General features: G+C 33.3%; 14 protein-coding genes. 1 reads left to right on the forward strand and 13 read right to left on the reverse strand.

The window, feature by feature from the left end; all coding sequences use genetic code 11:
• Positions 1–126: 126 nt before the first annotated feature.
• The 5 genes from MY1_RS08195 to MY1_RS08210 all read right to left on the reverse strand — a co-directional run bounded on the left by MY1_RS08195 (position 127) and on the right by MY1_RS08210 (position 6,994).
• A complete protein-coding gene (locus tag MY1_RS08195; protein WP_007551495.1) occupies positions 127–2,775 on the reverse strand; it encodes an adenosylcobalamin-dependent ribonucleoside-diphosphate reductase in 2,649 nt (882 codons plus the stop codon).
• A 206-nt stretch (positions 2,776–2,981) separates the two neighbouring features.
• Positions 2,982–5,075 carry an anaerobic ribonucleoside-triphosphate reductase gene (nrdD, locus tag MY1_RS08200; RefSeq protein ID WP_007551497.1) on the reverse strand — a complete coding sequence of 698 codons (2,094 nt, stop codon included), beginning with the start codon at positions 5,073–5,075 and terminating at the stop codon, positions 2,982–2,984.
• 153 nt (positions 5,076–5,228) lie between these two features.
• On the reverse strand, positions 5,229–5,390 hold the full coding sequence (locus MY1_RS09960; protein WP_007551499.1) for a hypothetical protein: 162 nt from the start codon (positions 5,388–5,390) through the stop codon (positions 5,229–5,231).
• Positions 5,391–5,460: 70 nt separating this feature from the next.
• The gene (locus MY1_RS08205; RefSeq protein ID WP_007551501.1) at positions 5,461–5,829 is read right to left on the reverse strand and encodes a Zn-ribbon domain-containing OB-fold protein; all 369 of its coding nucleotides are present in this window, start codon (positions 5,827–5,829) and stop codon (positions 5,461–5,463) included.
• A 1-nt stretch (position 5,830) separates the two neighbouring features.
• Positions 5,831–6,994: a thiolase domain-containing protein gene (locus MY1_RS08210; RefSeq protein ID WP_048110097.1), complete on the reverse strand. Its 1,164-nt coding sequence runs from the start codon at positions 6,992–6,994 to the stop codon at positions 5,831–5,833.
• Positions 6,995–7,041: 47 nt separating this feature from the next.
• Between MY1_RS08210 and MY1_RS08215 the strand changes: the two genes are divergently transcribed.
• Positions 7,042–7,509 carry a topoisomerase DNA-binding C4 zinc finger domain-containing protein gene (locus MY1_RS08215; protein WP_007551503.1) on the forward strand — a complete coding sequence of 156 codons (468 nt, stop codon included), beginning with the start codon at positions 7,042–7,044 and terminating at the stop codon, positions 7,507–7,509.
• On the opposite strand, the gene MY1_RS08220 is transcribed toward MY1_RS08215, so the two are convergent.
• From MY1_RS08220 to MY1_RS08255, 8 genes are all read right to left on the reverse strand, one after another.
• Positions 7,493–8,299 (reverse strand): carbon-nitrogen hydrolase family protein, encoded by an 807-nt coding sequence (locus MY1_RS08220; protein ID WP_007551504.1) that lies wholly within the window; start codon positions 8,297–8,299, stop codon positions 7,493–7,495. The genes MY1_RS08215 and MY1_RS08220 overlap by 17 nt on opposite strands.
• Before the next feature lie 165 nt (positions 8,300–8,464).
• Entirely contained in the window at positions 8,465–8,641 is a 177-nt protein-coding gene (locus MY1_RS08225) for a tautomerase family protein (RefSeq protein WP_007402510.1), read from the reverse strand.
• Between the two features lie 39 nt (positions 8,642–8,680).
• Positions 8,681–9,451 carry a rhomboid family intramembrane serine protease gene (locus MY1_RS08230; RefSeq protein ID WP_007551505.1) on the reverse strand — a complete coding sequence of 257 codons (771 nt, stop codon included), beginning with the start codon at positions 9,449–9,451 and terminating at the stop codon, positions 8,681–8,683.
• 64 nt (positions 9,452–9,515) lie between these two features.
• Positions 9,516–10,787, reverse strand: a complete 1,272-nt coding sequence (locus MY1_RS08235) for a peptidase (protein WP_237698828.1) — start codon at positions 10,785–10,787, stop codon at positions 9,516–9,518.
• Complete coding sequence (locus MY1_RS08240) at positions 10,741–11,241, reverse strand: winged helix-turn-helix transcriptional regulator (RefSeq protein WP_007551509.1); 501 nt, start codon at positions 11,239–11,241, stop codon at positions 10,741–10,743. The genes MY1_RS08235 and MY1_RS08240 overlap by 47 nt, the downstream gene beginning before the upstream one ends.
• Entirely contained in the window at positions 11,234–11,626 is a 393-nt protein-coding gene (locus tag MY1_RS08245; protein WP_007551510.1) for a hypothetical protein, read from the reverse strand. Before MY1_RS08245 ends, MY1_RS08240 begins: the two co-directional genes overlap by 8 nt.
• Before the next feature lie 63 nt (positions 11,627–11,689).
• Positions 11,690–13,213: a hypothetical protein gene (locus MY1_RS08250; protein WP_007551511.1), complete on the reverse strand. Its 1,524-nt coding sequence runs from the start codon at positions 13,211–13,213 to the stop codon at positions 11,690–11,692.
• Between the two features lie 112 nt (positions 13,214–13,325).
• Positions 13,326–13,532, reverse strand: coding sequence for a hypothetical protein (locus tag MY1_RS08255; protein ID WP_007551513.1), 207 nt, complete (start codon positions 13,530–13,532; stop codon positions 13,326–13,328).
• Positions 13,533–13,536 lie beyond the last annotated feature (4 nt).

The raw sequence follows: 13,536 nt of genomic DNA on the forward strand, positions 1-13,536 counted from the left end.
TAATAGCCATAGTATGAAATTATGGGTTAAGCAGACCAAGATCGATATCTTGGAGGTTCTGCTCTTCTATGAAAGAGCATTGTCCTCACTACCCCACCACATACGATAACTGTAATGTTTTTGTTCTCATCCCGAAGTACAACCGCTGTATCCGCATTCGATGCAAATACTACATCCTTCTACAAACACAAGGTTGTTTTTGCATGTCGGGCATAAACGATCTTCTGATACTTCTTGTCTAGTAGGTTCAGATGTAATTTCTTCATCATGAACTTTGAGTTCAAGTGAATCATGTACATGTGATTTGATGTATGGATTTGATATCATAGTTGTTACATATCTAGTAACGTGTTCACTTGGTGTAACATCAAATATTTTTTGTGCGTTTTCACTTGTCATGTGAAGTACTTGTTTGTGTCTTGAACCATCACGATATACTGTAATTCCTTTTAGTCCCAGTTCATGTGCCAACAGATATGCAGATTTTACATCTTCTGCTGTAACATCGTATGGCATGTTAATTGTCTTGGCAATTGCATTTCCAATCCAATCTTGCCATACGCCTTGGGCCATTAGATGATCTGCCCAGTGAATATCCATTGCAGTTACATAGACATCTTGCATCCATTGAGGAATTTCAGGAATTCCTTTTAGTGAACCATAATTGTCTGCAATCTTTGCAAGGAGTTCATCGCTGTATAGACCATGTTCTTTGAGTACTTGTTCAACAATTTTGTTGGTGTAGAAGAATCTACCTACTGTTACTCTCTTCTCAAAGACTAGAGCAAATGCTGGCTCCATTCCGTTTGAACAATCTGCAATCATAGATAATGTTCCTGTTGGAGCTACTGTAGTAGTCAGAACATTTCTTATTCCATGTTTCTTGATCTTATCAATTAGTGCATCCCATTCATAACAGTGAGACTCTTTAGGTTTCTCATAATATCCTGCAATTGGAATCTTTCCTTCAGGATATTCTGTTTTTGAGCATAGTGGGAATTCACCTCTAGATTTTGCAAGTGCTACGCTTTCTTCCATTGAATAATAAGTCAATGCTTCAGATAGTTTTGATTGTAGATCGTATCCTTCTTTGGAGTTGTATGGAATCTTTAATTTGTATAATAGATCTGCTACTCCCATTACACCCAATCCAATTCTTCTAGAATCTTTTGATGCAATATCAATTTCTTTTACAGGATAGTGATTTACATCAATGATGTTATCTAAGAATCTGGTAGTCTTTCTGATTGTTTCTTCATATCTTTGCCAATCAAATTCGTATTCTCCATCAGCTTTTCTCTTTACAAGATTTACCAAGTTGATAGAACCAAGATTACATGATTCGTATGGATAAAGACTTTGTTCGCCACATGGGTTTGTAGCTCTTAGTGGAGCTTGTCTTGCTTTGGCAAATACATTGTATTTGTTAATTTGATCAAAGAAGATCAATCCAGGTTCTGCACTCTTCCATGCAGAAAGAGCTATCAAGTCAATTAACTGATGTGCATTGATTTCTTTTACTGGCTTTCTGTCACGTGGACTACGTAGCATGTACTTTCCATCAGATGTATTTACAAGTGCATTCCAAAAGTCTTCCCAAATACCTACACTGACGTTAAAGTTTTCCAAAACACCAGGTTCGGTTTTATTTGTGATGAATTTTTCAACATCAGGATGCCAAGCTTCAATGATTCCCATGTTAGCTCCTCTTCTTTTTCCGCCTTGTTTTACAACTTCAGTCACGGTATTGATGATATTCATAAAAGATACTGGACCTGATGCTACACCTGATGTTGATGCAACAATATCACCTTCTTCACGAAGATCAGAATAGTTGATTCCAACTCCGCCTCCAGATTTGAATATTAGTGCTGCATCTGAAGTGGATTTCATGATTTTTTCCATGTCATCTGGCATTCCAAGAACAAAACATGCAGAGAGCTGACCAAGTCTACCACCAGCATTCATCATTGTGGGTGAATTTGGCAGAAAGTCTTGTGCTGTCATCAATTCAAAATATTCTGTGATTTTGTCTGCGTATCCATCTAATTCTTTTGCTGCAAGCAATGTTAGAAGATCTTTAAAGCTGACTTTCATCTGACCTTTACTTGCAAGAGTCACATAGTGATTGATCAGTGATCTAAAGTGCCACTTGTTGAGAAAATATTCTCCAATTTTGAATTTGTAATCAAAATTATCTAATTTCTCAAGATATGTGCGTGCTTCTTCAATATCTTGGGCAATATTTCCAGTTTTTTCAAACACTTTTGAATCATATAAGACATCACCTATTCCAACAAGAATTGCAACTCTTTCAAACATTTGAGTTGGTGATTCAATGATTTCATTTTTGTTATTTCTGAAAAGATATCTAGATGCCAATACTCTCAAGCAATTTAGATCAAAATTCTTAGAGACCGGATCTAAAGATTTTAGGTTTAAGACTTTCATTTTTTCATCCCTTAATTTTCTTCGTTCATGTCTGTAAACGATGTATGCTTTTGCAATGTCGCTGTTTCCACAATCGATAAGAGTTGACTCTACAATATCTTGAATATCCTCAACGCTGGGAGCTCTAGAATTTGTGAACCCCTGTTCGACTAATTTTTGTACAACTTTATTTGCAAGTTGATCGGCTAGCGCACGGTCGGCTTTAGAGGTGGCTGCCAACGCTTTGTATATAGCGTTTGAAATTTTATTTTGATTGAAGGCCGTTATAGCGCCACTGCGCTTACGGATCTCATTGATAGTACTTTCTATTTGTGATTTATCCAATTATAATCTCCCCGCAAGAGGTAAGAAATATGATGGTATAAATGATTTGGCAGTTTTTTCTAAAAATTCGGTGGAAAAATATTGACAACGGTCCAATCGACATCATAATGGTATTATGAATTTAGTAACAAGCTACAACGATGATCGCTTATGTAAAGCGTCAGATTTTTTTAAGATGATCGGAACTAGTTTTAGACTTACGAATTTCAGATGACATATGAAGACTTACACTTTGGACATTTGTCAACAAAGGGTTCATCTTTGAATCCGCATTCACCACAGAGTGCTACTTTTTTCACAGGCTTAAAGGAAGATGTAAGCTCTGCTGCTTTCTCAATTGATTTTTTAATATCAGCTTGAGTGGCGTTCTGATCAATGTCTAGTTTAACTAGTAAACCACCATTAAGTAATTTAGATAGTCTAGTGCATTCAGTGATAATCTCAGTCTTAGTTGTATAGTCAGATATCTCAGATGCTTTTAACACTATTCCTTGTGAATAAGAGTCACCATCCATAGAGTTTAGTGCAGAATTTTTACCATATTTTTCACCATCTAGGTTTGCAAATCGGCTAGATCCTTCTGTTTCAATCATGGATATCGCTACAGTATCACCGAGTTCCTTACCTTTCTTAGCAGCAACATCAACTGCAGTTTCTATTACTTTATTGAGTACGTCTCTCCCTTCTTTATTATCTTGGAAACCAAGTATATTGAAGACAGATTCTTTCAAACCTACTAGATTAACAATTAGAGACACAGAACTTCTTTGCATATATTGAGTATTTTTTGCAAGTATTGGATTTAATCCTCTTCGTGTAAGATCAGAGATGTCTTTCTTTCTTAATGCCATAGAAGATAATGCGGGTTTCATTAGCAATGCGAGTCTTGCTCTAAAGTACGTTTCATCTTTGTTGGATTCAAATGCAAGTCTTGGAAGATTGATCGATACAGATTGTAGTGTAATTGCAAGTGGACCAGAATTTTTAGTTGTGCCATTTGTAATACCATAACTTGATACTTCACCTTTTGCAAACATGACTTTGCCACCAATTGTAATAATTTCAGATAATGCATCAGAGACATCAGTGATTTTTCCTTTATCGAAATCAACAATTAAACCAATTTTTGGAATTGGAGTTATCTTTGTGTAATTCTTGTAAGCATTAATTATTGCATTAACAATTTTTAGATCAGAGCCTAATTGAAGTCTAATTGAAACATCAGTACTTTTTCTATTATACTTTGATGTAGTGGAAGCAGTAGAAAATGCATCTGTCAGTTTTTGTTCTAATTCTGGAATGTTCTTTGCATGTTTTGTAAATAATGGAATTAATCCATCAAGAACAATTTCTTGTGAAGCTTCTTTGGAAAGTAATGAAATGATAATAGATAAAGAAGATGTGACATCGTCTAGTGTTTTTGATGATGTAATTCTTGATACATCAAGATATTTTCCGCCAAGAATAACTCCATCTTCAATCAGTTCTTTTACATTAACAAATATTGTATCAGGTATCATTGACCATATTCCAGGATTTGAAATGTGCATATCACCAGAAAGATGGGAATCTGCAACATCTTTTGGCAATACATTTGTGAGTAAATGTTCTGCAAACACTTTTTGACCCGTATTGAAAAGTAAGCCTTCTGCGCCATTATCTACATTATCTAGATTTGTAAGCATCTCTTGAACATCATATACAGGCAAGCCTAGGCGTGCCAGTTTGTTGCGGTATTCTTCATGACCATGCTCCAAAAGGACCGAATTTACCATTTCTCGAATAAGAGAACCTGTAAGATAGGTTGTCTGATATTTGTAAATTCTATTTTCAACTTCTTCAGTAATTTTTTGGGCTAATTCTAGTGGTAAGCTACCTTCGCGTACAAGTGATTGAATAATTTTATGAGAATTAAATTCTTCAATTGATTCATGGGATGTTCTGACATACATCTTACCACTTTCAATAATTGAACGTTCTTCAATTTGTCTTGCTAAGCTCAAGACCAATTTTCCAAGATTTGTAATTGTATAACGTCTTTCAGATTTATTGAGTGCTACAAGTGATTGTCTCAATAATTTTCTTAAGTGGTATGCAAATTTTCCACTCTCTTTTTTAGATTTGAATCCAGCTAATGACTTTAATTCAGAATAAGTCAGAGGACCCTTTGAATTTAAGATTCGTAAAATATCGATTCTGTTAGGACTTGCCATTACAGAAAAGATCATTCTTACACGTTTTGACGTGGATTGAAGAATTCCGCTTCGCTTTGGCTCTTCTAGCTCTTCATCCAATTCCATACTAAATCAATAAAAAAGGAAGGAGTAATTAAGACTTATGACTAGATCATTTTTGTAGATTTTAGATCCATTTTCTAATTGAAATAAAATTTAGGGGTTGTAACATTAGATGTTGACAATAAAAAAATAAAAAATCATGAAAAGATTTTTAGATCAGTTTTCTTGAACATCAAGAGAAAATTCAGACGTTGACAATTTTTGTCCACATGAAGGACATTTTCCACTATATGGTGTCATTACATCTTTGAGTGCTTTTAGCATTTTCATATTAGCGATCTTTTCTCCACATTTACCACATGTAATCTCTACAGACATGAAAGAAAGCGGGGGTAGAAAAGTATTAAGAAATGATTTTGATTTTTTTTAATAATTCAAACAAATATTTTTACTGTTTTTTAATAATGATTCCACAACCATCTTCAAAGCCGGCTATTCTTGCTCTAGTTCCTACAGGTAGATCTTCAGGTGTTGCAATTCCAGCCATAAATCCTGAAATTCTCAAATGTGTGTTGTCTAACTGAAGTACCACAAATGCATAAGGTGTAAATTTTTCAAATCCCGCAGGAGCCACAGTTATTATCGTATAAGTGGCAATTGAGCCTACTCCGTCTAAAACAAGATCCTCAAAGCCCTTACTTCCACATTTTAGGCAGTAATAGGCAGTAGACAAGTGAATGTATCCGCACTTTGTACATTTGTGAGTTAAGAGTTTACCTTGTTTTGCATATTCAATAAGTTGTTCTTCAATAGTCATTTTACACACTTTGGAATATATGAACAGCACAACTTGCACCAGTTGCACCAAAATTATGAGTTAAACCAATTTTTGCATCTTTAACAGTTCGTGCTCCTGCTTTACCAGTTAATTGATCAAATACTTCTACTACTTGTCCAACACCTGTAGCTCCAATTGGATGTCCTTTTGATTTAAGACCTCCTGATGGATTAATTGAAATGTCTGAATTCAAACTAGTTCTACCTTCTCTTACAGCTTGTACTCCTTTACCTTTTTCAAAGAATCCTAAATCTTCAGTGTCAACAATTTCTGCAATTGTAAAGCAGTCATGTACTTCAGCAAAATCAATATCTTTTGGAGTAACACCAGCCATTTTGTATGCATCTGCAGCTGCAATCTTTGTACTAGGAATTGTAGTCATATGTTCACGTCCTTGCAATGCAGCAGGTGAACCACCTCTACCAGACCCAATTACTTCAATGTAATCACCACCATGTTCTTTTGCAAACTTTTCAGAACAAAGAATGACAGAACTTGCGCCATCAGAGAATGGACAGCAATCATAAAGTTTTAGTGGACTTGCAACTACCGGAGACTTTAGTACATCATCAATTGTAATTTTCTTTTGCATGTGAGCTTTAGGATTGAGAAATCCATTATCATGATTCTTTACTGCAACTCTTGCAAAATCTTCTTCAGTTGCACCAAACTCTGTCAAATAAGCTCTTGCCATTGATGCAAATAATCCTGGAAAAGATGCACCTGCTTGGCCTTCATAAAAAAAATCAGAACAATATGCAAAGTAAGTTGTTGTCCATTCAGTTCCTGTATGAGTTACTTTTTCAACGCCAGTTACTACAAGACAATCATAAAATCCAGCCGCAACATTGGCATATGCTTCTCTAAATGATACTGAGCCACTTCCACATGCTGATTCTATTGTTAATGATGGTTTATCTGGAATTCCCAATCTACTCATTAAAACAGGTCCAAGATGTACCTGCTTATCTGCAACCCCAAAGACGTTTGAAATGTAAGATGCCTTGATCTCTTTTGGATCGATTCCTGCATTTTCTATAGCTAAAACTGATGCCTGAGTAGTGATATCAGCTATACTTTCTGATAATTTACCATATTTGGTGCTACCTGCGCCAAGAACACAGACCTTTTCCACAAATGTCACTGACCCAAGTCCCTATAAAAATTGTTTTAGTAAATTCATTATAGAATATGCCACCAAAGAAATCATTGCTCAAAACTATTCAGGTTAAAAGGACTGTCGGCAGACATGTAGCAAAAACTACAAAGTCAAAGACAGTAATTTTCAAAAAAGAGATCATGCAATATTTGGACATTAATGGATACTTGTCTTGGTCATCAAAAGATAGAAAATATATGATTCTTGGAACAAATTCTCCAAAAAACGGGCTAGTTGAATGTCCAGAATGTAGATTAGGCCAGATAATACTAATCAGATCTAGAACAACAAGAAAACGATTCATGGGTTGTTCAAACTTTCATGGAGGTTGTAAAGCATCATCACCACTATTACAGAAAGCAAGACTTAGAGCAATGAAGATTCCATGTGATGTATGCAAGTGGCCAATGATAATTTTCCGTTATTCACGAAAACAAAAATGGACTAGACAGTGTTCAAACTTTAATTGTGAAAGTAGAAAAATTAAATCTTCAAAGTAGGATAGATATCAGTACGTCTGTTTTTTAGTAATGGAAGAATCTTTCTGATTTGTGTTACATTTTTTAATTCAATGTCGACATATCCAATTCCTTGTTTCTTTTTCATGTCTAGTAAAATTTTTCCATATGGATCAATTACAAGACTTCGTCCACAGTAAATATTTCCAACTTGATCAGGGGCAATGACATAACAACCATTTTCAATTCCACGTGTCTTGTTAATTGTAATCCAATGTTCTTCTTTCATGTTACCTTTCACCCAAGCTGATGGTGCAACTAGAATTTCAGAGCCTGCAACAGCAAGTAATCTTGACATCTCTGGAAATCTTAAATCATAACAAATCATCATTCCTATTTTCCCAATAGTAGTTGATACAGGTTTTGCAATCTTTGAACCTTTAACCATTTTATCAGACTCTCTAAATCCTAGAGCATCATATAGATGAATTTTTCTGTATCTTGATATTACTTTACCATTTTTATCAATAATAAATGAAGTGTCATATACGCGATCTTTTTTTGTACTTTTTTCATAAAATGATCCTACAACATCTATGTGATTTTCTTTGGCACACTTTGCAATACTAGTTACAAAATTTCCAGTGATAGTTTCAGCTAAAGTTGCTAGCTGTTTTGATGATTGTGATGAATTTGTATAAAACATCATAAATTCTGGAAATGCAACAAGTGTAGCTTTTTTTTCTGCTGCTTTTGTAATATAATCAATAATTTTTTTTAGATTAGTTTCTTTTTTAGTAGATGCCTTAAACTGTACAATCGCAACTTTCATGAAATTTGTATTATTAAAGAGGATAAAAAGATAAAGTGGTACAAACATGAAATGTACCATTTTGTTATTATGTAAATTAGGGATAAAGAAATTAACCGACCATAATGCGTGTATGTGTAACCCTCTAACTGGAAGGGAATTATTCCAGTGTTTTTTTAAAAATAATTAAAGTTGGTTTCCTGCTAGAAACCAGTTTTCTTTTGGATTATCCTCAAAAACTACAATGACATGAGATTCTTTTGTTTTTAGAATTTCTACTGCAGATTTTGTGATTGCTTTTGCATATTCATCTTTTTGTTGTTGAGTTCTTCCTGGATACATTGAGACTGTAATCAACGGCATGATTAGTTTGAAAAAGTTACAATGATTTATTCTTTAGACTTAGCCCTTGTATCCATATCTTGTTCCATATGTGTACTCAGAACCATGTGTTTTCTTGTATAGATAACCCGTAGCAAGTCCTACTACAAATCCACCGATATGAGCAAGATATGCAACACCACCGCCTGCAACACCAAATCCACCAATAAAAAATGGAAGTAAGTTTTGGAAAACAAGCCAAAATGGCAAGAACCATCTAGCTTGAATATGCAACATTCTGATAAAGAATCCCATTATCATAACAGTCTGAATCTTTGCTCTTGGAAACATTACAAGATATGCACCAAGTATTCCAGATATTGCACCAGATGCACCTACTGCAGGAATTACACTTGTAGGATCACCAAGTATGTGAATTAATCCTGCACTTATTCCCCACATCAGATAAATTCCCAGATACTTTAATCGGCCAAACTTTAGTTCAATGTTATCGCCAAATATCCACAAAAACAACATGTTGCCTCCAAGATGCATTGCACCACCATGTAAGAAAGTAGAACTAAGAAGAGAGATGTATGGTTCAGTAGGACATTTAATTTGTGTTGATCCTTGTCCAAAATCTATGTTAGAAACAGTTGCGCCTGTAACACAATTTGGTACTGCTCCCCAATTATAAAATAATGAAAATGCATTTTGATTCGTAAACTCAATAAATTGTCCAGTATATGCGATTTCTATAAGAAATACAATGACATTAGCTGCAATTAATGCATAAGTTACTTTTGGTTTGAATCCTGGAGGATGGGGATTTTCATCGCGTAATGGAAACATTAGATATTAAGATTGAATAAAAATTGTATAATAAGATTATTCAAGACTTGCTATAAAGGAAAAATCACACAAGAATGATTTTTCGTTTGACAAGATTTTCAATGATGTTTAGATAATCATCATCAGAGATCTTGTCTTCTGACCACCATAATGATGCAGTTTTAACCCATGAAGGTATTTTCCAATTTGATTGAACTGTTATTTCTTTTGAGGGTACAGAGATAATTCCTTTTTCAAACAAAAATGCTATCCCCTCAAGAAATTCTAAATCAGAAATTTGATCAGTTGACCACCAATTTGCATTTGTTTTTATCCACTGTGGAATTTTAGAAGTTATAGGTGGCAGTCCCTTTTCAAAACCAGTAATTTTGAGAATGTCTTGTGATGTAGGACCTACAGTAAATGCAACATGCCAAAATCCCATATCATCTATACTTTGGATAAAGTGAACAGGTTTATCATTTAATGTGACATTGAATTTCTCTTTTCCAGAAATCTGTGGAAATTCAAAATTTGCATATGTCTCAAGTGGATAGCTGTTATATCCACGCATAGTAAGAGTGGTTCCTTCTTCGTTAAATTTAGCTGCAGAATACCATGCACCAGAATCATATCTAAAATCAAAGTCGCCTCCATTTTTCTTAGTAGAAATAGGAATTACAGTGCTATCTACAGGAGCAAAACAGCTGTAATAAAAAATATCTTCAGTAATTGAAGGATCTGGATACATCGAAAATTCTTTAATTTCGCCTGGTTCTATTTTTTCAATATATTCAATATTAGAAACAACATCTAACATTTTTTCATGGCCATTAGCTATTGCAAGAACTTTTGGGTTGAATATCGTTTGATTTCCATTATTAATAATTCTCCCAGTAACATGACCATCGTCATGTTTGATTAAGGTTTTATCATAAAGAATCATAATTGATAGTGGATCTTTTTCTGTTTTTGCAAATTTTAGTTTAGGTTCAAGTAAGATAGGAGAGTCGCCTGTTATCTCAGGTAATTTTATTTTAAATGGAATATCAGTTCTTGGTGGTATCGTAACATGAGTTATTGTCGTTGTAAGTGTATTTTTTCCATCAATCACAGTAATAGAAATCGTTGGAATTAGTGCAAAATCATTTTGGTTTTTTACGTTACCTCCAACGGTATAGACACCTTCATGATCATAATATCCAACATACTCTTGTGAAGGGATAAAAACTTCGGCAAAAACTGATTGCGAGAACAATAAAACAAATAAAAACCCAGTGGAAAGAAATAATATTTTTAATTTAGACAGGTTAGAAAGAGTTGAAAATATCTTCGAATCCAGATGTTGGTTTTTCAAGTAGTCTTGGTCTATAGTCTTCAATTAATTGATCTATTATCATTCTAGATTTAATATAATATCTCTTTCTTGTATTTTCAAGTTTAATTTCAACTAGTGCATCTTGTACTAATTGTGATAAATATAAAGACACAGTTGATGGTGATTTTCCTACTTCAGTTACTAATTCATTAAACTCGAGACCATCTTGTTTTATTAGAGCTAATAATAGATCTCTTGGAGTTTGTTTACGTAATGCTTTGATTGTTTTAGATTGTTCATCAGTAATTTGTGGAGGGTAAAAGCGAGCTTGTCTTGGACCTCTTATTACTTTAATCACTCCCAGTTTTTCTAATTTACCAAGGTAATGACTAAGAACACCATTTTTTAATCCAGAAAATCGCATAATTTCTCTGAATTGGATCCCTGGATTTTGATCTATGATTTGTTGTAATTGTATAGTTCTATCAGTCATTTCTAAACACACCCAAAGCCAATAATCCTAATGTAGTAAATGTCAATATATGTCCTATCTCTAATAACGAAAGAACATCCATATCATAAAGTGTAGGCCATGTAGCATCAACTACCAAAACCACTTCAGCTGCAATAAAAGTTGCAAAAGCAAACATACTAAGCAATAATCTTTTAGTTTTTAATTTTGAATATGCCATAATTGCTAATACTGTGATAAACACAGCAAGTGTGATTCCAGATATATGCAAAAATATGTGAGCTAGATGAAAACCATGTAATAGATGAGGCATGATTACTGGAATTGCCAGTATTGCAACAACACCGATTACAACGAGAGAAAATATAGTTGATTTTCGTTCAAGTAAACTTTGAGGTCTAAACAAATCATAATAAATTTGATTTTTATGAATTTAAACAGACTGGTTCATATTTCGAAGTAGATGCGATCATACACGAAGTATGTTATTTTTTATCAAAAATTGTAATCCCTGAACAAAAGTGTCATCATCAATTTGTCCATCTGCCCACCATCCTGCATTGTTTTTAATCCATGATGGAATTTGATTTGATCCTGGACCTGTACCTTGAGTGGTTGATGGAATTTTCATTATACCTTCTTTGATCAGATATTGTATGCCTTGAACAAAAGCATTATCGTCAATTTGTTCTTCTGACCACCATTTTGCATTATTTCGTATCCACTCGGGAATTGAGATGTAATTTTTTTCATTAAGTGGGTTATTAATTACAATTGGAATTGATGTATTTGCAAGATTGTTATCTCCAAGATTTTTAAAATTAAGTTGAACTATTCCAGAAATATCTCTCGGGATTGTAAATTCTGCTATGTTATGTTTATCCTTAGAATCACTACTAATTCCACTTTGTTCAAAAATTATTTTTTCATTTTGAGTTATTGAAAAATCATAATTAACTGCTATAGGTCTATTTTTTAGAAAAACATCAATTACATCAAAATAAATTGTAGTTTTAGAATTTGACTGTAAGTTTTTGGGTTCCCATGATACAAAAATTCTAAATTGTCCATTTGAGGTAACTGAACTTAATTGAATATCATCTGAATTTGGTTTTATAAGAAAATTCATTCCATTTTGGATTGTATGATTATTGTAAATATTTTGTAATTCTTTTTGACTAATAATAAAATGAACTACTCGTTCTTCAGAAAAAAAATCATCAATTGTTACAATCTCATCAGATAGTTTAATGTCATTTACATACATAGAAAAGCCAGATACCAACAAATCACCAAATGTTTTTGGGATTACTAATTCCTCATGTACAACTGATGTCTGATTAATATTTTCTAGACTCCATTCAAATGGCATTGAAAAAGATATTTCTTTTGATTTTATATCATATTGAAAATTCTTAATCTCATCATAATATGTAACAACATTGATTTCTTGAGGACCAAAAATAGGATGATTAATCTCGTGTTTTGATACCTGGGCAACTGAAATTCCTGCTTTGAAAGTAAGTGGAACATCTAATTTTTTTGAATAGCCATCAGCTGTAAGGATTGTAATATCAAATTTGTAAAGTCCACCATCGCTAAGTTTTGGACCTTTAATGTTGATAAGCCTACTATCGAATCCAAGTAAGGACGCAAAAAAATTCCCTTCTTTTTGTTCTTGAATTTGAATTGATTCAGTATTTTCAGATATAAAATTGAAAACTAGAAATCCATTATCGCTTTGAAATTCTTTTTCAAATAGAAATTTTTCACCATGGCTAGATTTTATCAAAAATGTAACATCTCTTAGAGTAATTTTTGATTTAAAATCAATTAATGAAATCGATATTTGTTGATCATCATTTTTATCAGGATTATTTACAGATGATGATACTTCAAGACTAACTTGTTTTCCATTTAGATCAACTGGTGGAAATATTTCACTTCCTACACCATGACCATAAACAGTTATAGTTGATGATGAAATTAGCATAGAAATTGACAATAAAATTACAATATGAAAAAATTTTTGTTCGGATACATTTTTTATTTTTTGAAACATAATTTGATCGTGATACTTGTATCTTAATATTAAGAGGTAATTATCATGTCCATTTTTTTGGATCTTTTTTCCAGATTTGTTTACCATCAATAGTTACTTGATCTTTTTCCTCAAAGACAGTATGCCATTTTCCATTATGAGGAAAAATTTTATTCATTTCTCTTACTTTATCATTAGTTGGTGCCTTATTCATCAAAGCTCCCCATCTCATGTTAGGTATTTTTGGAAGAATATCGTTAATGTCTTTCATATAT

The sequence above is a fragment of the Nitrosarchaeum koreense MY1 genome, from assembly GCF_000220175.1.
GTDB classification, from domain to species: Archaea; Thermoproteota; Nitrososphaeria; order Nitrososphaerales; family Nitrosopumilaceae; genus Nitrosarchaeum; species Nitrosarchaeum koreense.